The sequence below is a fragment of the Streptomyces sp. HNM0575 genome (genome assembly GCF_012726265.1).
Classification (GTDB): domain Bacteria; phylum Actinomycetota; class Actinomycetes; order Streptomycetales; family Streptomycetaceae; genus Streptomyces.
The window spans coordinates 615,548-637,812 of the sequence record NZ_JAASAG010000001.1; the positions used below are offsets into that span (position 1 = coordinate 615,548).

Below are 22,265 nucleotides of genomic sequence, written 5' to 3' on the forward strand. Positions count from 1 at the left end.
CGCTCAAGGGCGCGGACCGCTACGGGCCTGGGTACGGGCGGCGGGCCCGGTGCGTACTACGGCCCGGCGCGGACTGCGGGCCGGCGTGGACTGCGGGCCGGCGTGGACTGCGGGCCGGCGCAGACTGCGCGCCCGGCTCGGGCGGAGCCCGTGGGCTCCGCCGGTCACTTGCCGTCCGAGGCGCAGTCCCCGCACGTACCGAAGATCTCGACGGTGTGGCCGACGTTCACGAAGCCGTGCTCCCGGGCGATGGACGCCGCCCAGGTCTCCACGGCCGGGCCCTCGACCTCGACGGCCTTGCCGCAGTGGCGGCACACGAGATGGTGGTGGTGGTCGTCGCTGTGGCAGCGGCGGTAGACCGACTCGCCCTCGTCGGTGCGCAGTACGTCGACCTCGCCGGCGTCGGCGAGGGACTGGAGCGTGCGGTAGACGGTGGTGAGTCCTACGGAGTCCCCGCGGTGCTTGAGCATGTCGTGAAGCTCCTGCGCGCTGCGGAACTCCTCGACCTCGGCCAGCGCCGCCGAGACGGCGGCCCGCTGCCGGGTCGACCGGCCACGGACTGGGGGACCTGCGGTGACCACTGTCTCCTCCACTCGTTCCTGCACATGTTTCGCACGCTCGATGCACTTGCACGGTCATTGTGCCAGTCACCGGCGGTACGAGTGTTCACGCCCGGGAACCGCACATCTACGCTGCGCCTTCGGCGCCCCTGGCCCCGGCGCCCCGGGCGGTCTCGGTGCCCCCGGCGGCCTCGCTACCCCTCGCGGTCCCGGGCTCCCTCGCGGTCCCGGGCTCCCCCGTGGGCCCGGTCGCCGCTTCCGCACCGCCGCCGGCCGCTCCTCCGCCACCGAGGGCCGCCCTCCGCTTCGCGAGCGGCGCCGCCAGCGCGGTCACCACCGCGAAGAGCGCGATCGCCAGCACGACGATGCTGGCGCCGGGCGGCACGTCCGCGTAGAACGAGAAGCTCGTCCCCGACAGCGTCACCGCCACCCCGAAGACCACCGACAGCCCGAGCGTGCCCGCGAACCCGCGGGTGGCCTGCTGCGCGGCGGCGACCGGGATCACCATCAGGGCGCTCACCAGCAGCAGTCCGACGACCCGCATCGCGACGGTGACCGTGACCGCGGCCGTTACTGCCAGCAGCAGGTTCAGCATCCGCACCGGCAGCCCGGTGACCCGTGCGAACTCCTCGTCCTGGCATACGGCGAACAGCTGCCGTCGCAGCCCCAGCGACCCGGCGAGCACGAACGCCGACAGGCAGACGATGGCGAACACGTCGGAGTCCGAGACGGTCGTGACCGAGCCGAACAGATATGTCGCGAGGCTCGCGTTGGAGCCGTTCGGCGCGAGGTTGATGATCATGACGCCGCCGGCCATGCCCCCGTAGAAGAGCATCGCTAGCGCCAGGTCGCCGCGGGCCTTCCCGTACCAGCGGATCAGCTCCATCGCGACGGCCCCCAGCGAGGCGACGCCGACCGCCATCCACACCGGGTCGGTGCGCAGCAGGAAGCCGAGCGCGACGCCGGTCAGCGCGACGTGGCCGATGCCGTCGCCCATGATCGCCTGCCGCCGCTGTACGAGGTAGATGCCCACGGCGGGTGCGGCGATGCCGACGAGCAGCGCCGCGAGCAGCGCGCGCTGCATGAAGGGGTAGTGCAGCAACTCGGTCATACGTGGGTCCCGGGGTCGGCTTCGCTCACGGTCAGTCCGCTCTGGATGGCCGCGGCGGCGGCCTGCGCGTCGTGGGCGTCGTGCGGATGGCAGGCCAGGTCGTGGAGTCGTTCGGGATCGGCGACTCCCTCGACGCGGCCGTCGCGCAGCAGCACGGCGCGGTCGATCAGCGGGGCGAGGGGCCCCGCCTCGTGCAGGACGAGCAGTACGGACGTGCCGCGCGCGACCTGCTCGCGCAGCGCCTCCGCCAGTACGTCCTGGGCGCCGAGGTCCACGCCCGCCAGCGGCTCGTCCATGATCAGCAGATCGGGCTCGGCGGCCAGCGCTCTCGCGATCAGCACGCGCTGGTGCTGGCCCCCGGAGAGCGCGTTCACGGAGTCCTTGGCGCGGTCCGCGAGCCCGACCACGTCCAGGGCGTGCGCCACGGCCGACTTGTCGGCACGGCTCAGCGGGCGCAGCTTCGTACGGGCCAGGCGGCCGGAGGAGACGACCTCGCGCACGGTGGCGGGGACGCCCGCGGCGGCGGTGGTGCGCTGCGGTACGTAGCCGATGCGGCGCCAGTCGCGGAACCGGGCGAAGGGCGTGCCGAACAGCTCCAGTTCGCCGTCGGTGAGCGGCACCTGTCCGATGACGGTGCGGATCGCCGTCGACTTCCCCGAACCGTTGGCGCCGAGCAGCGCCACGGCCTCGCCGGGCTCCACGGCCAGGTCGACGCCGCGCAGCACGCTGCGCGCCCCGAGCGAGGCGGTGGCGGCCCGGAGGGACATCACGGGCTGGGATGCGGCCATGTGGAGAGGCCTTCCTCGGTGGTCGGATCAGTCTCGGCGGGGGCTCGGGACCGTATCGGGGCCCAGGGATTCAGCCGGCGCCGAGCGCGGTCTTCAGGGAGAAGAGGTTCTGGTGCATGACCGAGAAGTAGTCCTCGTCCTTCTTCGCGCTCTCCAGGGGGCTGAGTACCCCTGTCTTGAGGTTCAGATCTGTCGCGAGAGTCCGGGCCGTCTTGTCGCTGGCGCCCGACTCGAAGAAGACGGTGTCGACGTGCCCGGACTTGGCGGTCTTGTGCAGCTGCTTCATACGGGCGCCGCTCGGCTCGGACTCGGGGTCGATTCCGGAGACGGCGGCCTGGTGCAGCCCGTACCGCTCGGCGAGGTAGCCGAATGCGGCGTGCGTGGTGATGAAGGTGTCGGTCTTCTTGGGGGCCAGCCCCTTCTTGAACTCCTCGTCGAGCGACTTCAGGCGTCCCGTCAGGGCTTCGGTGTTCTTCGCGTAGTCCTTCTTGTGCGCCGGGTCGGCCTCGGCGAGCTTCTTGCCCACGCCCTCGGCGATCTGCGCGAAGCGCACCGGGTCCAGCCAGACGTGCGGATCGCGGCCGCCCTCCGAGGCGTGCGCTTCGTGGCCGTGCCCGCCGTGCTCGTGCCCGCCGTGGTCCTCGCCGTGCACGTCCACGCTGTGCTTCTCCATCGTCGTGTACGAGGAGGCCTCGGCGACGTGCTTCGGAGCGGCCTGCTGGACGCCCTCGTCGACGGCGGGCTGGAGTCCCTTGAGATAGACGACGAGGTCGGCGTCGGTCAGCCGCCCCGTCTGCTGGGGGCTGAGCTCCAGGTCGTGCGGCTCCGCGCCGGGCTTGGTGAGGGATTCGGTCTCGACGTGCTCCCCGCCGATCTTCCCTGCGAGGAACTGGAGAGGGTAGAACGACGCGATGACGCGGACCTTTCCGTGCGGTCGCTCGCCGCCGGAATCACCCGCGCCGCAAGCGGTGAGGGTGCATGCGCCCACGCCGAGGGCGGTCGCGGCGGCGAGCGTGCGTATGAGCCGACGAGAAGCGTTCATGACACTCATTTTCAGGCTACTTGGAAACGATTGTCAAATGGCTGGTGAGAGACATTTCGGCAGACCGTCGGGAGACGGAGAGACGAGACGAAGAGACGAGGTGGAGAGGAGATAGCGGAGATAGGGGAAACAGCCGAGCAGACCGTTGGAAAGGCCCTCGATGAGGGCGCCGGAGATGTGCCCGGGCGGGTCCGCGAAACGAGTGCCGTACCGATAGCCGAACCGATTTGATTCGCCCCCCTCATGGCTCGGTAACCTGAAGTATTCCGTCCGCCGTTGATGAAGAGAGCACTGTGGCCGCCGACAAGATCGACACCATCGTCAGCCTGAGCAAGCGCCGAGGCTTCGTGTATCCGTGCAGCGAGATCTACGGCGGTCAGCGTGCCGCCTGGGACTACGGACCGCTCGGTGTGGAGCTGAAGGAGAACATCAAGCGTCAGTGGTGGCGGGCCATGGTCACCTCGCGCGACGACATCGTCGGCATCGACTCCTCCGTGATCCTCGCGCCGCAGGTGTGGGAGGCGTCCGGTCACGTCGCCACCTTCGTCGACCCGCTCACCGAGTGCACCTCGTGCCACAAGCGCTTCCGCGCCGATCACCTCGAGGAGGCGTACGAGGCGAAGCACGGGCGGCCCCCGGCCCAGGGCCTCGCCGACGTCAACTGCCCGCACTGCGGCAACAAGGGCGGCTTCACCGAGCCCAAGCAGTTCTCCGGGCTGCTCTCCACCTTCCTCGGCCCGGTGCAGGACGAGGGCTCGCGTACGTACCTGCGGCCCGAGACCGCGCAGGGCATCTTCACCAACTTCGCTTCCGTGCAGCAGACTTCGCGCAAGAAGCCGCCGTTCGGCATCGCGCAGACGGGCAAGTCCTTCCGCAACGAGATCACGCCCGGCAACTTCATCTTCCGCACCCGCGAGTTCGAGCAGATGGAGATGGAGTTCTTCGTCAAGCCGGGCGAGGACGAGCAGTGGCACGACTACTGGATGCAGCAGCGCTGGTCCTGGTACACGGACCTCGGGCTCCGCGAGGAGAACATGCGCTGGTTCGAGCACCCGCAGGAGAAGCTCTCCCACTACTCCAAGCGCACCGCCGACATCGAGTACCGCTTCAACTTCGGCGGCACCGAGTTCTCCGAGCTCGAAGGCGTCGCGAACCGCACGGACTTCGACCTCACCGCGCACTCCAAGGCCTCCGGTCAGGACCTGTCGTACTTCGACCAGGAGGCCGGTGAGCGCTGGGTCCCGTACGTCATCGAACCGGCGGCCGGTGTCAACCGCGCCATGCTCGCCTTCATGCTCGACGCCTACATCGAGGACGAGGCGCCCAACGCCAAGGGCAAGCTGGAGAAGCGGAACGTGATGCGGCTCGACCCGCGGCTCGCCCCCGTGAAGGTCGCGGTGCTTCCGCTGTCGCGCAACGAGAAGCTGTCGCCGAAGGCGCGCGGCCTCGCGGAGACGCTGCGCAAGCACTGGAACATCGAGTTCGACGACGCCGGCGCCATCGGCCGCCGCTACCGCCGCCAGGACGAGATCGGCACGCCCTTCTGCGTCACCGTCGACTTCGACACCCTCGACGACAACGCCGTCACGGTGCGCGAGCGCGACACCATGAAGCAGGACCGGGTCTCGCTGGACCAGATGGAGAACTACCTGGCCGGGCGGCTGCTGGGCTGCTGAGCCACGGAGGATCTCACGAGGGCCGGTTCCGCGGAGACGCGGAACCGGCCCTCGCCGTCCGTCAGTCGCCCCCGGCCTCTGCCTCCGCCTGCTCACCACCGGGCTCTGCGGGTGCGCCGAAGCCGCTTTCGCTTGCTGCGCGGTGCCCCGGGCGGAAGCGCTTGGTCACACCGTGGGGGGCCGGCGTCACCCGGTGGGTGCTCGGGTGCCGTGCCCGCATCAGGTGCGCAGGCCCTGGAGGATCACGGTGCGCACCGCTGTGAAGTCCGCTTCGATGTCCCGGCGGGTCCACTCCGCGGCGTATGCCGGGTCGTGGAAGCGGGCCGTCGCATGGAAGACCGCGCGGGCGGTCTCCGTCGAGGTGCCGACCAGCTCCTTGTTGAACACGCCCTTCCGCCGGCCGTCCTCGATGATGCGGGCGAGCTGGCCGACCAGGTCGCCGATGTGGCGCTCGACGACGCTGCTCAACTCGGCGGTGAGCACCGTGTACGTGGCGAACAGCTCGGGATCGTCGCCCGCCTTGTGGCGCTTCGTCTCGAAGAGGCGAGTGAGCCAGCGGTCGAGCCGCTCCTCGGGGGGCTCACTGCCGTCGACGACGGGGGCCAGCTGCTCGCTCGTGCGGTCCAGCCAGCGCTGGGTGACCGCCTCGCGGAGGGCGGACTTGGTGCGGAAGTGCCGGTAGACACTGCCGTGGCTCACGCCGAGGGTGCGTGCCACGTCGACCACCGTGGCCTTCGCGGGGCCGTAACGGCGCAGCACGTCCTCGGTGGCTTCGAGAATCCGCTCCGAAGTCAGCGCTTCCGACACCATCGGGCCCCCTGTTTCTAGCTGTACGCGGCTACTTCTCGCCTTGCGGGCGCTGCTCGCTGTCGAGGTGCGCCATCTGGGCTTCCGGATACCGGTCGCCGGAGGCGGAACCCGCGGGCACCGCCTGCTCGATGGCGTCGAGATCGTCCGCGTCGAGAGTAACGTCAAGCGCCGACAGCGACTCCGTCAGGCGCCGGCGGGTACGGGCGCCGACCAGCGGGACGATGTCGTCGCCGCGGGAGAGCACCCAGGCGATGGCCGTCTGGGCGACGCTGATGCCCTTGCCGTCGGCGATGCGGCGAAGCGACTCGACGAGGTCGAGGTTGCGGTCGAGGTTCTCGCCGGAGAAGCGGGGGCTCATGCTGCGGAAGTCGCCCGGCGCCAGCTGCCGTTCGCGGGACCAGTTGCCGCTGATGAGACCGCGGGAGAGCACGCCGTATGCGGTGACGCCGATGCCCAGCTCCCGGCAGGCCGGAAGGATCTCGTCCTCGATGCCGCGCGAGATAAGGGAGTACTCGATCTGGAGGTCGCTGACGGGAGCCTCGGATGCGGCCCTGCGGATGGTGTGGGCGCCGACTTCGGAGAGGCCGATGTGGCGTACGTGGCCCGCCTTCACGAGTTCGGCGACGGCGCCGACGGTCTCCTCGATCGGGACGGCGGGGTCGCGGCGGGCGATTCGGTAGATGTCGATGTGGCCGGTGCCGAGGCGCTGGAGCGAGTACGCGGCGAAGTTCTTGACCGCTTCGGGGCGGCCGTCGTAGCCGCTGAAGCCGCCTTCGACGGTGCGCAGGGCGCCGAACTTGACGCTGGTGAGGGCCTGTTCGCGGTGGGCGGGGGGTGCGGTGCGGAGGGCCTCGTTGATGAGCAGTTCGTTGTGGCCCATGCCGTAGAAGTCGCCGGTGTCCAGCAGGGTCACGCCCGCTTCGAGGGCGGCGTGGATCGTGGCGATGGATTCGGCGCGGTCGGTGGCTCCGTAGAGGGCGGACATCCCCATGCAGCCGAGGCCGATGGCGGAGGTGCGGGGACCGGTGGTGCCGAGAGTGCGGGTCTGCATCATGCGCTCCTTCCGGGGTGGCACTGACAATGTTGGACTGACAGATGACAGATGTCAAAATCTGTCATTCCAATATTGTCACCTGTCACCTGTCACCTGTCACCTGTCACCTGTCACCGGCCGCCGCCGGGGGTGCGCGTGGCCGCGTCCCGTCCGCGTTCCCGCCCGCTCGGCTCCGTCACCGCACCGCCTTCGGCAGACGCAGGCTCTGCACCGCCAGCGACGCGAGCCCGCACAGGTGCACAGTCAGCACCGTTACGAGGGCCCCGCGCATTCCGAGGCCCGGGATCAGCGCGAGGAACAGCGAGCCCAGCGACGCGACCCCCAGCGCGAGGCACGCCTGCTGCGTCGTGGCCGCGAGTCCGCTGCCCGCGCCCGCCCGCGCCGCCGGGATCGCCGCCAGCACGATGCGGAAGTAGAGCGGCATCTGGATCCCCGTACCGAGTCCGCACAGTGCGAGCCCCGGGGCGAGTGCCACGGGGGAGAGGTCCGGCCACCGGGCCAGCGAGGTCAGGATGATCACACCGAGGCCCGCTCCCTGCACGAGTGCGCTCAGTGCCAGCGCCCGGCTGCCGAGCCGTTCGGCGAGCCAGGGCGCGCGCAGCGACATCGCGAGGTGCGCGAGGCCCATCGGGACCAGCGTCATCCCGGCCGCCAACGCGCCGAAGCGGAGCCCCTGTTGAAGGGTCACCGCGATCTCGAACATGAAGCTGCTGAAGCCGACGAAGACCGGCAGCCCGAGCGCGAGTCCCTGCCGTACGCCCGGTTCGCGCAGCAGCGAGGGCGGCAACAGCGGGCTTCCGCCGCGGAGTTCGGCGCGGAGTTCGACCGCGTACATGAGACGGGCGAGCAGCGGCGCCGACGCCAGCAGTACGACCGACCACATCGGCCAGCCCGACGCCCGCCCCTCCGTCAGCGGCAGCAGCAGCGCCGTCAGCGAGGCCGCCAGCAGCACCGTGCCCAGGGCGTCCCCGCGTGCGGGATGCGCGGAGCGGCTGTCCGGCACCGAGCGCAGGGCGAAGAGCAGGGCGAGGGCGACCACCGGCACGTTCACCAGGAAGACGGCACGCCAGCCGGTGCCCGCCGGATCCGCGGCGACCAGTACGCCGCCCAGCACCTGGCCGAGTACGGCGGCGACGCCGGCCGTAGCGCTGTACAGGGCGAGCGCCCGCGCGCGCAGCGGGCCCTGCGTCGTCGCGTGGATGGTGCCCAGCACCTGCGGGAGCATCAGCGCCGACGAGGCGCCCTGTACGACGCGGGCCGCCACCAGCGTCCAGGCGTCGGGCGCCAGTCCGCAGGCCAGCGACGTCAGTCCGAAGGCTGCCACGCCCCACAGGAACAGCCGCCGCCGTCCGTATGTGTCACCGAGGCGGCCGCCGAGTACGAGCAGCACGGCGTACGCGACGGCGTACCCCGCGACGACCATTTCGAGGGCGGCGGGAGTCGTGTGCAGATCGCTTTCGATGCCGGGCAGGGCGACGTTGACGATGAAGAAGTCGAGCATCGGCAGCGCCGCGCCGAGCAGCAGGGTCAGGAGGCCGAGCGGGCCGAGCCGGGCGGTGGGCGCCGGTGCGGGTACCGGTACCGGCGCTGGTCCCGATTCCGGTGTCTGTGCCGGTGGTTCGGGGTCCGGCGGGCCCGCCGGACCCGCCGGGGTGAGCGGTTCGGGGGCCGGTGGTTCGGGGGTCCGCGACTCGGTGGGGGCGGCCTCCGGCGTCCCGCGCGTGATGCCTGTACGGGATGTGGGGGCAGGCGGCGTATGTGTCCGGGAGGCGGTCACGGACGGGAGTTCTCGTCTCACGAATACGACGGTCGCCGAACCCGCAGCCTGGTACCAGGCGGTCTTCATCCTGGTAGTGGAAGTACCTGGCAACCGTCTGCGCGAGAGCGCAGACTGAACGGCATGAGCACCGCCGCAACCGAACCCCGGCAGCCGCGCGCGACTCGCCCCGCGCCCGCGGAAGGCCCTGCGCTCGCGGGAAGCCCTGCGTCTCCTGCCGCTCCGGCCGCTCCTGCCTCTCCCGGGCCCTCTGCGCCCGTACCGGCGCCCGGACCGGCGTCCGGTGCGGCGCCGGGACCGGCCGCCGCCCGCATCCGCCGCGGCGAACTGGCGGCGTTCCTGCGCAGCCGCCGCGAGCGGGTCGCCCCCGAGCAGGTCGGTCTGCCGCGGGGACAGCGCCGCCGCACGCCCGGGCTGCGCCGTGAAGAGGTCGCGCAGCTCTCGGCGGTCGGCGTGACCTGGTACACGTGGCTGGAGCAGAGCCGCGACATCAACGTCTCCGCGCAGGTGCTCGACGCGCTCGCCCGTGCGCTGCTGCTGGATCCCAGCGAGCGCGCCCATCTCTTCGCGCTCGCCGACACCCCCGACCCGACTCCGAGCAGCCGCTGCACGTACGTCACGTCGTCGGTGCTGCGGATGCTCCGCCGGCTGGAGCCGTTCCCCGCCTGCGTGCAGAACGCCCGCTACGACATCCTCGCCCACAACCGCACCTACGGCCGCCTGCTCCGGGACCTCGACGCCGTACCGCCCGAGGACCGCAACTGCATGTGGCTGACCTTCACCGACTCCGAGTGGGCGGCCGGGCTGCCGGACCGGGAGGAGACGATGCGGCTGATGGTCGCCCGCTTCCGTGCCCGTATGGCTGAGCACCTGACCGAACCGGCGTGGAAGGCGCTGCTGACGCGGATGAGGCGCGCCTCGCCCGAGTTCCGGGAGCTGTGGGAACGGCACGAGGTGGCGCAGGCCACGGACCCGGCCAAGCGCTTCCGGAACCCCGTTGTGGGGACGATGCGCTTCACGTACGACGGGCTGTGGCTCAGCCCGAGCGAGGGCCCGCGGCTGGGTACGTACGTACCGGCCGACGCGGAGTCCGAGCAACGGCTCGAACGGCTCTATGCGTTGATCACGGCTGACGGCTGACGGCTGACGGCTGACGGCTGGCAGATGACGATCAGCAGCTGACAGATGACAGATGACAACCGACGCCTGACAACTGGCAGATGACGATCAGCAGCTGACAGACGACAGATGACAACTGGCAGATGGCAACTAACAGATGACAGATGACGAAATCTGTCAGCCGCCGCCCGGCGCCCCCGTCCGCCCCCTACCGCGCCGGTTCCACCACCACCGCCCCATCCCCTCGCCCCCACGGTGACTCCCCGCGCCGCGGATGCGGGACAATGGGAGACCGTCCCGCCAAGCCACGACCGGCACCCCGCGCACACGCACCCCGCACCCGCCCCGTACGTACGTCTCGGAGGACGCCGACGTCATGACGCCGCCGCTCCACATCGGCCCGCACACCGTCCAGCCCCCCGTGGTGCTGGCGCCGATGGCCGGGATCACGAACGCGCCGTTCCGCACGCTGTGCCGCGAGTTCGCCGAGGGCGGCCGGGGATACGGAGAGGGCGCCCCCACCGGCACCCCCACCCCCACCGGCGCTACCACCACCGGCACCCCCACCCCTCGCGCCAACGGCACCGCCGATCGCACCGGCACCGCCGATCGCACCGGCACCACCGGCCGAGGGCTCTTCGTCAGCGAGATGATCACGACGCGCGCCCTCGTCGAGCGGAATGCGAAGACCATGCAGCTGGTGCACTTCGACGACAGCGAGCGTCCCCGCTCGGTCCAGCTGTACGGCGTCGACCCCGTGACCGTCGGCAAGGCGGTCCGGATGATCGCGGACGAGGACCTGGCCGACCACATCGATCTCAACTTCGGCTGCCCGGTGCCCAAGGTGACGCGCAAGGGCGGCGGTTCGGCACTCCCGTACAAGCGGCCGCTGCTGCGCGCGATCCTGCACGAGGCGGTCGGCAACGCCGGCGGTCTGCCCGTCACGATGAAGATGCGCAAGGGCATCGACGACGGCCACCTCACCTACCTCGACGCCGGCCGCATCGCCGTCGACGAGGGGATCACCGCGATCGCCCTGCACGGCCGTACGGCCGCGCAGCACTACGGCGGCACCGCCGACTGGGACGCGATCGCACGCCTGAGGGAGGCCGTGCCCGAGATCCCCGTGCTGGGCAACGGCGACATCTGGTCGGCCGACGACGCGCTGCGCATGGTGCGCGAGACGGGCTGTGACGGCGTGGTCGTCGGGCGCGGCTGTCTCGGGCGGCCGTGGCTGTTCGGCGATCTCGTCGCGGCGTTCGCGGGTGAGGGCGAAGAGGCGTACGCGCGGCCCTGCTTCGGCGAGGTGGCGCGCGTGATGCTGCGCCACGCGACGCTGCTGGGGGAGTGGCTGGGCGACGAGGCGCGCGGGGTGATCGACTTCCGTAAGCATGTGGCCTGGTACACGAAGGGCTTCTCGCTCGGTTCGCAGGCGCGGCAGCGGCTGGCGGTGGCGGCGTCGCTGGAGGAGCTGGCCGGTCTGCTCGACGCCGTCGACCCGGACGAGCCCTGGCCGCACGGTGCGGACGGCCCGCGAGGGCGCACCCACTCGCGCAACAAGGTCGTGCTGCCCGAGGGCTGGCTCGACGATCCGTACGACTGTGCCGCGGGGATCGGCGCGGAGGCGGAAGTGGACACGTCGGGCGGTTGAGCCGCCGGACCCGGCGCCCGCGTGCGGCGGCGGGCGACCCGGCGGCCGGGCGGCCGGTGCGCGGCGCCCGAGTGGCCCAACTCACTGTTCTCGCCGGGCTGTTGACCATTGGGACGCCGCGCGGTGTACGGGCTCGGCGATCTCTTAACCAGTGCGTTACGACGGTGCAGGTGCACCGTCACAGTGACCGCTGAGGGTGGTGCAGGACGGCCCCGGCGCCAGGGGGCCGCCACCCGTCCTCGGCCCGTGAGCTTCCCGGCCGTGGCCTCCGCGGTCGTAGTCCTGTGCCGGGAACCTCCCGTTCGGAAGAGGTCCCCGCCGGGGGATCTCGCGCCCGGAGCTTCCGCGCCGCGGACGGTGCCTCCTTCACCCCCCCATCTGTCCGGGCCGGTCCGTGACGCCGCCCGGAAGGAAGGACGGAGCAAGGTGCTTGCTTCGAGACCGATGAGCCCTCCCGAGCCGGTGACCCCTCCCGGACCGGTGACCGTCCGTCAGGGTCCGCCCGAGACGGCGGCGCCGCGATTCCGCGGACGCGTCCTCGCGCTCGGCGAACCGGGCGAGAGATACGAGCGGTTGACCGGGATCCTGCGATCGAGCGGGTACGAAGTCAGCGGCGCGTCCCCCGGCGACGTCGCCCGGCAGTTCGGACGGAGCTCCCCCGACGCGATCGTCGCCCTGCACGGTGAGGGGGAGGGGCCCGGCGCCGTGCGCGAGGTCCGTGAACTCCCGGCGGGGCGCGCCGTACCGCTGCTCATGGTGACCGCGGACGGCGGACCGCACGGAGTCGCGGAGGTGCTGAGGGACGGTGCCGACGACTGCGTTCAGGAGAGCGCCGGCCCGGTCGAACTCTCGGCGCGCATAGACGCCAAGCTGCGCCGCGTGCCCGTACCCGTGGAGAGCCTCTCGGTCGATCCCCGTACGGGCCTCTACTCCGCGCCGCACTTCCTCGCCGAGGCCGACCGCGAGATGCGGCGTCCGCTCCCGCGGACCGGCGTGCTCGCCGTCGTCGGCGTGGTCGAAACGGACGCCCTCGAGGCCCGGTTGGGGACCGGCGTACGCCGCGAGGTGAGTGAGCGGCTGGCCGGTGTCGCCGAGCGGCTCGGAGGGATCTGCGACCGCCTCGGCAGGGACGAGAACGGGCACCTGCTGCTGCTCATACCCGGCGTGGACGAGGAGACGGCCGTGCGCGGCCTGCGCGAGTTCGCGAACTCGGTCGCCGGCACCCGCTTCGTCGTCGCCGACGAGAACGTCAGGCTGACGCCCGCCATCGGCTGGACCGCGCTGTCGGAGTGCACGGACGGCGCGCAGGCCGTCGGCCGTGCCACGGACGCCGTGGCCGAAGCCGCGGGCCACGCCGACCTTCGTCCCGTCCGCTACGCACCGTGGATGTCCGGTGAATCCGGCCGCCGCCGTTCCCTGTTGGGGGCGTTGCGTCCGCTGCTGTCGGCGGTGTCCCCGGTGCTGACGCTGCTGCTGGGCGTGGGAGTGCCGTTACTGATCTACCAGCGGCTGTACGAGCTGGGCTGGGACGTCATATCGAGCGCGTACTGGGTGGTGGTGTCGGGGCTGCTGCTCTCGGCGGGGCTGATCGTCGTGGAGTGCCTGTTCTCGCTGGACGCCCCCGCGCGGCCCGAGAGCCCGGCGGAGCCGTACCCGACGGCGAGTGCCGTCATCGCCGCGTACCTGCCGAACGAGGCGGCGACGATCGTGGACACGGTGGAGTCGTTCCTGCGGCTCGACTACCCGGGCGAGTTGGAGATCGTGCTGGCCTACAACACGCCGCACCCGCTGCCGGTGGAGGACACGCTCCGCGAGATGGCGGCGCGAGAGCCGCGGCTCGTGCTGCTGCCCGTGCCCGGCAGCACTTCCAAGGCGCAGAACGTGAACGCCGCGGTCACCAGCGTCCGCGGCGAGTTCGTCGGCATCTTCGACGCCGACCACCACCCCGCGCCGGACGCCTTCCAGCACGCCTGGCACTGGCTGTCCAACGGCTACGACGTCGTCCAGGGCCACTGCGTCGTCCGTAACGGCGGCAGCTCCTGGATCGCCGGGACGGTGGCGGTGGAGTTCGAGGCGATCTACGCGGTCAGCCATCCGGGCCGGACGCGGCTGTACGGGTTCGGCGTCTTCGGAGGGTCCAACGGCTTCTGGCGCACCGACCTGCTGGCGCGTACGCGCATGCACGCGTCGATGCTGACCGAGGACATCGACTCCACGATGCGTGCGCTGAACGAGGGCGCGCGCTTCGCCGTCGACCGCACGCTCGTCTCCCGCGAACTGGCGCCGACCATGCTGCGGCCGCTGTGGAACCAGCGGGCGCGCTGGGCACAGGGCTGGCTCCAGGTGTCGCTCAAGTACCTGTGGCGCGGGCTGCGTTCGCCGCGCTTCACCGCACGGCAGAAGACCGGGCTCTTCGTGCTGCTGGGCTGGCGGGAGGTGCAGCCGTGGCTGACCCTCCAGATCCTTCCCGTGCTGATCCACTCGGTGCTGCGCGAGGGCGGTCTCGGGCAGGTGGACTGGGCGGTGCCGGTGTGCGTGCTGGCGGTGCTGTTCACCATGTCCGCGGGAGTGGTGCAGGCGGCGTTCGCGTGGCGCCTGGCCGTGCCCGAACTGCGGCTGCGCAGACGCTGGTTCTGGCGCTACCTCTTCGTCACGACCGTCTTCTACACGCACTTCAAGAACATCGTGGCGCGACAGGCGCACGTCAAGGAGGCGCTGGGGGAGCGGAATTGGCGGGTCACGCCAAGGGCGGCGAAGGAGATGAGGCGCTCGTGAGCGGCGGCACGACGGCCACCGGGGCCACCGCAGCGGAATCGGGCACCGGCACCAACGCCGCGGAGCCCGGCGCCGGAACCGTCGCCGCCGGGAGCGGTGAGGGGCCCGGCCGCCCCCGGGGGAAGCCGCGGGTGCCCGGCCCTCCGGAGGGGACGCCGGCCCGCAGCCGCGGGCGTGAGATCGAGGGCTACCGCGGTCTGGCGGCGATCAGCACGGTCGTCTTCCACACCTGGCAGCAGTACTGGCGCTACGACGAGGACGGCGGGCACCCGCCCCTGGACGATCCCTACCTCGGCTCGCTCATCTCGCTGGAGGTGATCGACCTCTTCTTCGTGATGTCCGCGTACCTGCTCACGATCTCCTACGCCCGCGCCGCCATCGACGGCGGCTCGACCCGGCCCGCGGGTGCCTTCCTCTTCCGGCGCGCCATCCGGATCGTCCCGCTGTACTTTCTCGCCGTGCTCCTCGTATGGGCCGTGCGCAATCCGACCCTCCCCGGCAACTGGCTCGACCTCGCCGAACACCTCACCTTCACCCACGTCTTCGACAAGCAGCGGATCTTCTTCACCCTGGGGCCCAGCTGGTCCCTCTCGCTGGAGGTGATCTTCTACGGAGCGCTCGTCCTGCTCGGCCCGGCGGCGGCCCGGCTGTGCGGCAGGTTCGCGCGGCGACGTGCGCGGGTGGTCGTGTGCGCGACGGGATGCGTGCTGCTCTTCGCCGTCCCCGTCGTGTGGATCGCCGTCGCTCACTACGCACTGGGCGTTCCGCACACCGACTGGCCCGTCTACTTCGGGCCGCAGGCACGGTTCGGGGGATTCGCGGCAGGCATGGCGCTCGCCGTGCTGACGGTCGCCCTCGGCGACCGGGGCAAGCTGGGCCCGGCTGCGGCCGGCGCGCTCTCGCTGGCTTCCGTCACCGGGCTCTACCTGCTGTCGATGCAGTCGGCGCCGGAGAACTTCACGTTCACCTTCTACCACCCGCTGGCGTCCGTGCTCTGGTTCGTTCTGCTGCTGAGCACCGTCCACGTACGCCGCCAGGCCCGCTGGCACGCCGTGCTCAGATCGCGGTGGCTGACCGGCGTGGGCCTCGTCAGCTACAGCCTCTACATCTGGCACGAACCGGTGCTGCTGGAGCTGTACGACAGCGGCCTGGTGCCCTCGGGCCAGGACGGCTTCGCGCTTGCCGTGCCGGTGGTGCTGGCGGTCTCACTGGCCGTCGCGGCGCTGAGTTACCGGGTCGTGGAGTATCCGTTCAGCCTGCTGGGCCGTCTCAGAGACGGCCGCGGACGGTCACGCGAGTTCTATCCGGCCCCGCTGCCGGGCGCCGGTGGGCGCGGGTTGCGTGACTGAGACATCCGCCGCTGCGGCGGCTCCCGCGGACGCCCGCATCCCCTTCGCCCCCGGACGCCCCCCGACGTCCCTGACCTCCCCGTCGACGTACTTGGTAGAGACCTGCCGGAGTTTTATCCGGTACGGCTAATCACGGACTGTGCAGGTTGAGTGACTGAGATACTTCCCAATTGTGAAGGCCATCGTCTACGAGGAGTTCGGGCAGCACCCCGCGCTCCGTTCGGTACCCGACCCCGCACCGGCACCAGGCGGCGTGGTGATCGAAGTCGATGCCACCGGCCTGTGCCGCAGCGACTGGCATGCGTGGCGCGGCCACGATCCGGATGTGAAGCTGCCGCACGTCGGCGGCCACGAGTTCGCGGGGACGGTGGTCGCCGCCGGTTCCGGTTCGGGGCTGCCCTGGGTGGGGCGGCGCGTCACCGTGCCCTTCGTGTGCGGCTGCGGCACCTGCACGCAGTGCGTCACGGGCAACCAGCAGGTCTGCGAGCGCCAGACCCAGCCCGGGTTCAGCCACTGGGGCTCCTTCGCGCAGTACGTCGCGATCGACAACGCCGAGGGCAATCTCGTCCCCCTCCCCGACTCCCTCAAGTCCCCTGCCGCCGCTGCTCTGGGCTGCCGCTTCGGCACGGCCTACCGCGCGGTCGTACGCCAGGGGCGCGTCACCGCCGGCGAGTGGGTCGCCGTGCACGGCTGCGGTGGTGCCGGGCTGTCGGCGGTGATGGTCGCGGTGGCGTGCGGTGCGCGGGTCGTGGCGGTCGACATCTCGGCGGCGGCGCTCAACATCGCCCGGGACCTCGGGGCCGAGGCGACCGTGGACGTCTCCGACGTGGACGACGCGGCCTCGGGCGTCCTCGAAGTCACCCACGGGGGCGCGCACTTGTCGCTGGACTGCCTGGGCGATCCCCGTACGTGCTGCGCGTCCGTGCGGAGCCTGCGACGGCGGGGACGCCACGTGCAGGTGGGGCTGCTGCCCTCCGACGAGCAGGCGCCGCGGATCCCCATGGACCGTGTGGTCGCCCACGAGCTGGAGGTGCTCGGCAGCCACGGCATCCAGGCGCACGAGTACCCGGCGCTGCTCGGCCTCGTCGAATCCGGGGTGCTGCACCCGGAGTTGCTGGTGCGGCGCACCATCGACCTGGACGAGGCGCCGGCCGCGCTGATGGAGATGGACATCCCGGTGCCGGCCACGCCCGGTGTGACCGTGGTGAAGCCGGACTCGCCGAAGTCCTGACCGGATCCGCCGAAGTCCTCACCGGATTTACGACGAACGGAGCCGGGGCCCGCCCGGGCCCCGGCTCCGTTCCGTTCAGGTCCGGGCTCAACTCCCGGCGGACTCGCCCTCGTCCAGCCGGAAACCGACCTTCATGCAGACCTGGTAGTGCTCGATGCTGCCTTCCTCGATCTGGCCGCGCACCTGTGTGACCTCGAACCAGTCCAGGTGGCGCAGCGTCTCCGAAGCCCGTTCGATCGCGTTGCGTATCGCGGCGTCCACGCCCTCGTGGGACGTGCCGACGATCTCGGTCACCCGATAGGTGTGCTCGCTCATAGGGACCTCCACCGGCCTCGTCGTGGTCTGGGTTTCTTTCCGCGCGCATGCGGGCGCGCGCGGACGGCCCCTCCCCGGTGCCCTGATCCGGCGGGATTACGCCGCCGTGTCCGGCCCCGCGTGGCGAGCCGTATGCGCCCGGTGCCCGGTGCCCGGCCGTGCGTACGCGCCCCGTACGGGAGGGCAGGCACGGGAACGGAGCCCGTACGAAGAGGCCGCCCCCGGCGCCAGGGGGGGGAGGCGGCCGGGGGCGGCGGGTGAGGGACGCGCGGGTGTCAGGTGCCCGGCGCGCCCCCCACGGCGGTGAGCAGCGCGAGCGGCGTCGCCGCCGCCCACGCCTGCGGTGAGCAGGCATGCGGATACGGAACGGGGTCCGGGTGGTCGCCGCGGCCGTAGCCGGCGAGCACCTCCGGCAGCCGGTGGTTCTGCCGTGCGGCGGCCTCGACCATGCCCGCGGCGAGGGTGCGGGCCTCCTCGTGCAGTCCGTAGCGGGCGAGGCCCAGGGCGATGACGGCGTTGTCCTGGGGCCAGATGCTGCCGCGGTGGTAGGAGAGCGGGTGGTACGGGACCTGGCCGGACGCAAGGGTGCGCACGCCCCAGCCCGAGAAGAAGTCCTCCTCCAGCAGCCGGCGGCCGACCCGCTCGCCGGCCTCCTGGGCGAGGATCCCGGACCACAGCAGATGACCGGCGTCCGAGGCGAGGGCGTCGGCGCGGAAGCCGCCGTCGTCCAGGGCGAGCAGCGGGAAGTCCTGCCCGGGCATCCAGAAGTCGGCCTCGAAGCGTTCGCGGAGTGCCGTGGCGGCCTTGTCGAGCCGGTCGGCGTATGCGTCGTCCTGCCATACCGTACGGGCGAGTTGAGCGGTGCGGCGCAGCGCGTCGTAGGCGTAGCCCTGCACCTCGGCGACCATGACGGCGCCCGTGGGGCGGGTGCCGTCGGCGGAGCACACCGCGCCGGGGGAGTCCTTCCAGTTCTGGTTGGCGAGGCCGCCCTCGTGCGCGTGGTAGGCGAGGTAGCCGTGCTCGTCGAGGCCGCCGTGGGCGAACATCCAGTCGACGGCGGCGCGTGCCTGCGGTTCGAGCCGGCGGGCCAGCCGTACCCCAGCGCACTCTGCCCCGCCCCGGCCCTGCCCGTCGTCCCGGCCTTCGCCGCTGCCGCTGCCGCTGCCGCTGCCTTCGCCGCGCTGCCGTGACTGCTCGGTGTACGCGGCGAGCAGGAGCAGGAAGAGGGGGGTGGCGTCGACCGAGCCGTAGTAACGCCCGTAGGGGACCTGGCCGAAGTGGGCGAGCTCGCCGTGCCGCACCTCGTGCACGATCTTGCCGGGCTGGGCGAGGCGTTCGGGTTCCTCCTCGCGCGCCTGGGTCGCGGCGAGCGCGAGCAGCGTGGGCTCGGCGAGCTGCGGGCGGTAGGGGAGTGCGAAGAGCGACGTGAGGAGCGAGTCGCGGCCGAAGAGGGTCAGGAACCAGGGAACTCCCGCCCCGGGAATGAGCAGTTCCTCGCCGTCGGGGCCGCGGGCGGAGACGCGCAGCCCGGCCAGGTCCGTGAGTCCCTGCTCGCAGGCGCGCGCCAGCTCCGGCCATTCGGTGAGGCGGGAGGGGACGGGCTCCGCCGAAGTGAACTCGTCCGTACGGGACTTCAGCCATGACGCCACGGCCCCCGGGTCGCCCGCGGGCGGTGCGCCGTCGGGCGTGCGCTGGGATGCGCCGTGCGGGAGTGCCGTGACGCGGAGCCTCAACTCGGCCGTGCCGTGCGGCGCCAGTTCGAGCAGCCAGCTCAACTGCCGTGCGGAGCTGCCGGTTTCCTCGACCGACGCGGGAGCGGGCTCGGCCGTGATGCTCGTACGGGAGTGCCACTCGCCGCGCCTGTAGCCGAACTCGACGCCGTCCGGGCGTACTTCATGAGTGCGGACCGCGTGCGGCTTGTCGTAGGAGCGGTGGTCGGAGCGCAGCTCGAACTGGTCGGCGAAGTCCGCGTCCGCGGTGATCGTCACCCGGGCGGTGGTGGCCTCGCCCAGATTGCTGGTGAGCCGGATGCGTTCGGTCAACTCGCCGCGGACGACGGCCTGTTCACGGAAGACGGTGCAGGCGGGCGGCTCCTCGCGAGTGCCGTGCGGGGTGAGCACGGCGGTGCCGCCCGCGTCCGACGCGGCCACGAGGACCTGGGGCCTTCCCAGGGCGAAGCCCGAGCGGGAGGGCGAGGAGCCGTCGACGGTGAGCTGCCAGCGGCTGAGATGCCTGGCGTCGCGTACGAACAGGCCCTCGGGAACCGTGCCTTCGGACTGCGCGCTCGGCAGTGCCCAGCCGGGCGGACCGCTGACGTCGCCGGACGGGCCCAGCACGGCGAAGGTGCCTTCGTGGACGAGCAGACGTTGCTCGGTGGCATTCACAGGGTCAGGGTCCTTCCTCGGGCTCGGGCTCGGGCGTCGCGGGCGCCCGGGACGCCCCGGACGACCCGGCCTGTTGTTCCGGAGGTTCGGGCGGTTCGGGCGGCTCTGATGTGCACTCCGGGGTCATTGACGTGAATGCGGGCCGCTGAACCTCCCGTTCGCACTCATGGCCTGAATGAGGTCCTGGATCAGGCTCTGAAACCGGTTCCGAATCGGGTCCTGAATCCGGCGGTCCCGGAACCGGTCCCGCGTCCCGTCCCGGATCCGGGCCCTTCAGCAGGTCCAGGGCGAGCGCCGCGGTCCAGCTGAAGTCGCGGGCGCCGCGGCCCTCGCCGGTGTACGGGTCGAGGTACTCGGCGAAACGGGACGCACCCGCCGCACCGAGCGCGTCCGCCCGCAGCGCGTCGGCGCGCTCGGTCTCGCCGCAGCGCCGAAGACCGCGCTCCAGCAGCCAGTTGACGTTGAACCACGCCGGGCCGCGCCAGTAGCGGTACGAGTCGAAGGCGGGCCCGTGCAGGTCGTAGCTGGGCAGCAGCCGCACGCCGTGGCCCAGTCCGAAGTGCTCGCCGGTGACGGTGCGCAGCAGTGCGGCCGTGATGTCACCGGGCAGGTCCGGCGCGATCAGCGGCAGCAGCCCGGCGGCGCTGCGGGCGTCGACGAGGGCTCCCGGCAGGCCGCCGCGGCCGGCGCCGGACCCGACGCCGGGCTCACCGCCGCCGCGCAGGTCACGGCAGAGGAACTGGCCGGACGCCGGCGACCACAGCCGCCGTACCAGGGCGTCCGTCAGCGCGGCCGCGCGCTCGCGGTGCGGCCCCGGATCGCCCCCGAGCTCGCGGACGACGGCGGCCATGGCGTGCTCGGAGACGATGAGCAGGGCGTTGAACGACGGGTCCTCGACGGCGAAGGGGTGCGGGGCGTCCGCGTCCCGGTAGCCGTGGTCGCGGTAGCCGGCGGCGAGCGCCACGTAACGCCCGTAGTCCAGGTCGGTGGGGCGTTCGGCGGCGGCGCCGTGTGCGAGGTCGGCCCGCCGGAAGGAGTCCGCCGCCGCCGGTTCGACACGGGCCAACGGGCCGTCCCAGCAAGGGCTGTTGTCCATGCCGGGCTCCCACGGGTGCACGACCGCCGCCAGCCCGCCGCCGCCGAGGTCGCGTTCGGCGGCGAGGTAGCGGTGCCAGGCCGCGAGCCGCGGACGCACCCGCGCGAGGAATCCGCGGCGCCGGGAGGCGTCCGGATCCGCCGTGTGCACCAGCCAGGCGGCGAGCGCGTGCACCGGCGGCTGGACGATCCCGGACGTCTCCACGCCGCAGGGCGCACCCGCGCCGGAGGCGGCCCCCGCGGAGGAGGAGCGCCAGAAGTCCGGGCCGGGGAAGTAGGCGCCGGGCGGCACCCGGGAGTCGAAGACGATGTGGGGGATGCGACCGTCGCCCCACTGGCCTCCCAGCAGCGTCTCCAGTTCGCGCTGGGCGCGTACCGGTGAGAGATGTCGCAGCCCGATGGCGATGAACGCCGAGTCCCAGCTCCACTGGTGCGGATACAGGCCGTGGGAGGGCACAGTCGAGGTGCCCGTCCAGTTGCGCAGCAGCACGCGGTGGGCCTCGCGCCGCAGCCGGCTGCGCTCGGCCCGTCCCAAAGACCGGTGCGGGGCAAGGGACTTGGCGGACCTCGCCGCACCGGCGCCGGTGCCGTCTCCGGTGCCGGTCCCGGTGCGTGTCCCCTCCGCCGCCGAGGTGCGTGACGCCGACGCGGGCGCGGAGGCGCTCACGCGGCGGCCCGCGTGAGGAACGGCGTGACGGAGCGCACGGCCTCTTCGGGGTCGCCGTCCAGCCTGCACTCCACGGCCAGTTCGCCCTCGTACCCGGCCGCTTCGAGCGCGCCCAGCCACGCGGGCCAGTCCAGGTGCCCCGCGCCCGGCTGGAAGCGGTTGGAGTCGCTGACCTGCGCGTGCCCGATGTAGGGGGCGGCGTCGAGGATCGCGGCCGGCGGATCGGCCTCCTCGATGTTCATGTGGTAGCTGTCGATGCCGACGCGGACCGAGCCCAGGCCCGTCTCGCGGATCAACTCCACTGCCTGGCCGAGCCTGTTGACCATGTGGTCCTCGTAGCGGTTGAGCGGTTCGAGGAAGAGGGCGACGCCCTCGCGGGCGGCGTGCTCGCCCAGTTCGGTCAGTCCCGCGAGCAGCACCTCGCGGTCCTCCTCCTCGCCGCGCGGCGGCTCGAAGGGCGGCAGCCGGCGCGAGAACATCCCGTACGAGGCGGGCGTCATCGCGCCCCGGCCGCCGAGTTCGGCGATGACCGACAGCTGCGATCTCAGCTGCGCCACGGCGTCGCGGCGCAGCTCCTCGTCGAAGGCGCCGAAGAAGTGCGGCATCTCGACGCACACCGTCGGCATCACGACGCCGTCCGCCAGCGCCCTGCGCAGCTCCGGCAGCCGCTCCCGGAAGTGGAAACCGCCCTTTCCGCGCAGCTCGATCGCGCCGTAGCCGGCGGACCGGGCGAACTCCCACTTCTGCTGGAGCGTCTCGCCCGGCAGCAGTTGCTCCTGGCAGGCGGTAGTGAACATCTCGGGCCTTTCGCGAAGTACGGCTCGTACACCGGGTGTTGGAGGGCGGAATTGGAGGGCGGGG

General features: G+C 71.9%; 17 protein-coding genes. 6 read left to right on the plus strand and 11 right to left on the minus strand.

Annotated elements, in window-relative coordinates; translation table 11 throughout:
* Nucleotides 1–164 precede the first annotated feature (164 nt).
* From HCC61_RS02515 to HCC61_RS02530, 4 genes are all read right to left on the minus strand, one after another.
* Nucleotides 165–581 (minus strand): Fur family transcriptional regulator, encoded by a 417-nt coding sequence (locus HCC61_RS02515; RefSeq protein WP_169133837.1) that lies wholly within the window; start codon nt 579–581, stop codon nt 165–167.
* Between the two features lie 106 nt (nt 582–687).
* Nucleotides 688–1,671, minus strand: a complete 984-nt coding sequence (locus tag HCC61_RS02520) for a metal ABC transporter permease (protein WP_169133533.1) — start codon at nt 1,669–1,671, stop codon at nt 688–690.
* On the minus strand, nt 1,668–2,459 hold the full coding sequence (locus HCC61_RS02525; RefSeq protein ID WP_169133534.1) for a metal ABC transporter ATP-binding protein: 792 nt from the start codon (nt 2,457–2,459) through the stop codon (nt 1,668–1,670). Before HCC61_RS02525 ends, HCC61_RS02520 begins: the two co-directional genes overlap by 4 nt.
* Before the next feature lie 70 nt (nt 2,460–2,529).
* Entirely contained in the window at nt 2,530–3,501 is a 972-nt protein-coding gene (locus HCC61_RS02530) for a metal ABC transporter substrate-binding protein (protein WP_169133535.1), read from the minus strand.
* A gap of 293 nt (nt 3,502–3,794) precedes the next feature.
* On the opposite strand from HCC61_RS02530, the gene HCC61_RS02535 reads away from it, so the two are divergent.
* Nucleotides 3,795–5,177 carry a glycine--tRNA ligase gene (locus tag HCC61_RS02535; RefSeq protein WP_169133536.1) on the plus strand — a complete coding sequence of 461 codons (1,383 nt, stop codon included), beginning with the start codon at nt 3,795–3,797 and terminating at the stop codon, nt 5,175–5,177.
* 219 nt (nt 5,178–5,396) lie between these two features.
* Here HCC61_RS02535 and HCC61_RS02540 read toward each other — a convergent pair whose 3' ends face one another.
* The 3 genes from HCC61_RS02540 to HCC61_RS02550 form a co-directional block, all read right to left on the minus strand.
* Nucleotides 5,397–5,987 (minus strand): TetR family transcriptional regulator, encoded by a 591-nt coding sequence (locus HCC61_RS02540; RefSeq protein ID WP_169133537.1) that lies wholly within the window; start codon nt 5,985–5,987, stop codon nt 5,397–5,399.
* A 28-nt stretch (nt 5,988–6,015) separates the two neighbouring features.
* A complete protein-coding gene (locus HCC61_RS02545) occupies nt 6,016–7,038 on the minus strand; it encodes an aldo/keto reductase (protein WP_169133538.1) in 1,023 nt (340 codons plus the stop codon).
* Nucleotides 7,039–7,216: 178 nt separating this feature from the next.
* Nucleotides 7,217–8,887: an MFS transporter gene (locus HCC61_RS02550; protein ID WP_169133539.1), complete on the minus strand. Its 1,671-nt coding sequence runs from the start codon at nt 8,885–8,887 to the stop codon at nt 7,217–7,219.
* 54 nt (nt 8,888–8,941) lie between these two features.
* Here HCC61_RS02550 and HCC61_RS02555 point away from each other — a divergent pair, with 54 nt between their 5' ends.
* The 5 genes from HCC61_RS02555 (at nt 8,942) to HCC61_RS02575 (ending at nt 16,943) form a co-directional block, all read left to right on the plus strand.
* On the plus strand, nt 8,942–9,958 hold the full coding sequence (locus HCC61_RS02555) for a helix-turn-helix domain-containing protein (RefSeq protein ID WP_169133540.1): 1,017 nt from the start codon (nt 8,942–8,944) through the stop codon (nt 9,956–9,958).
* Between the two features lie 355 nt (nt 9,959–10,313).
* Nucleotides 10,314–11,588 (plus strand): tRNA dihydrouridine synthase DusB, encoded by a 1,275-nt coding sequence (gene dusB, locus HCC61_RS02560; RefSeq protein ID WP_169133541.1) that lies wholly within the window; start codon nt 10,314–10,316, stop codon nt 11,586–11,588.
* 426 nt (nt 11,589–12,014) lie between these two features.
* On the plus strand, nt 12,015–14,363 hold the full coding sequence (locus HCC61_RS02565) for a glycosyltransferase (RefSeq protein WP_346776984.1): 2,349 nt from the start codon (nt 12,015–12,017) through the stop codon (nt 14,361–14,363).
* A complete protein-coding gene (locus tag HCC61_RS02570; protein WP_346776985.1) occupies nt 14,360–15,712 on the plus strand; it encodes an acyltransferase in 1,353 nt (450 codons plus the stop codon). Before HCC61_RS02565 ends, HCC61_RS02570 begins: the two co-directional genes overlap by 4 nt.
* Nucleotides 15,713–15,884: 172 nt before the next feature.
* Nucleotides 15,885–16,943, plus strand: coding sequence for a zinc-dependent alcohol dehydrogenase family protein (locus tag HCC61_RS02575; protein ID WP_169133542.1), 1,059 nt, complete (start codon nt 15,885–15,887; stop codon nt 16,941–16,943).
* A gap of 87 nt (nt 16,944–17,030) precedes the next feature.
* Here the strand turns inward: HCC61_RS02575 and HCC61_RS02580 are convergent, their stop codons facing one another.
* The 4 genes from HCC61_RS02580 to HCC61_RS02595 form a co-directional block, all read right to left on the minus strand.
* On the minus strand, nt 17,031–17,258 hold the full coding sequence (locus HCC61_RS02580) for a dodecin (protein WP_169133543.1): 228 nt from the start codon (nt 17,256–17,258) through the stop codon (nt 17,031–17,033).
* Nucleotides 17,259–17,533: 275 nt separating this feature from the next.
* A complete protein-coding gene (locus tag HCC61_RS02585; RefSeq protein WP_346776986.1) occupies nt 17,534–19,642 on the minus strand; it encodes a glycogen debranching N-terminal domain-containing protein in 2,109 nt (702 codons plus the stop codon).
* Nucleotides 19,643–19,646: 4 nt separating this feature from the next.
* Nucleotides 19,647–21,272 carry a hypothetical protein gene (locus HCC61_RS02590; protein WP_240968427.1) on the minus strand — a complete coding sequence of 542 codons (1,626 nt, stop codon included), beginning with the start codon at nt 21,270–21,272 and terminating at the stop codon, nt 19,647–19,649.
* 128 nt (nt 21,273–21,400) lie between these two features.
* Nucleotides 21,401–22,201, minus strand: a complete 801-nt coding sequence (locus HCC61_RS02595) for a sugar phosphate isomerase/epimerase family protein (protein WP_169133544.1) — start codon at nt 22,199–22,201, stop codon at nt 21,401–21,403.
* Between the last annotated feature and the right edge of the window lie 64 nt (nt 22,202–22,265).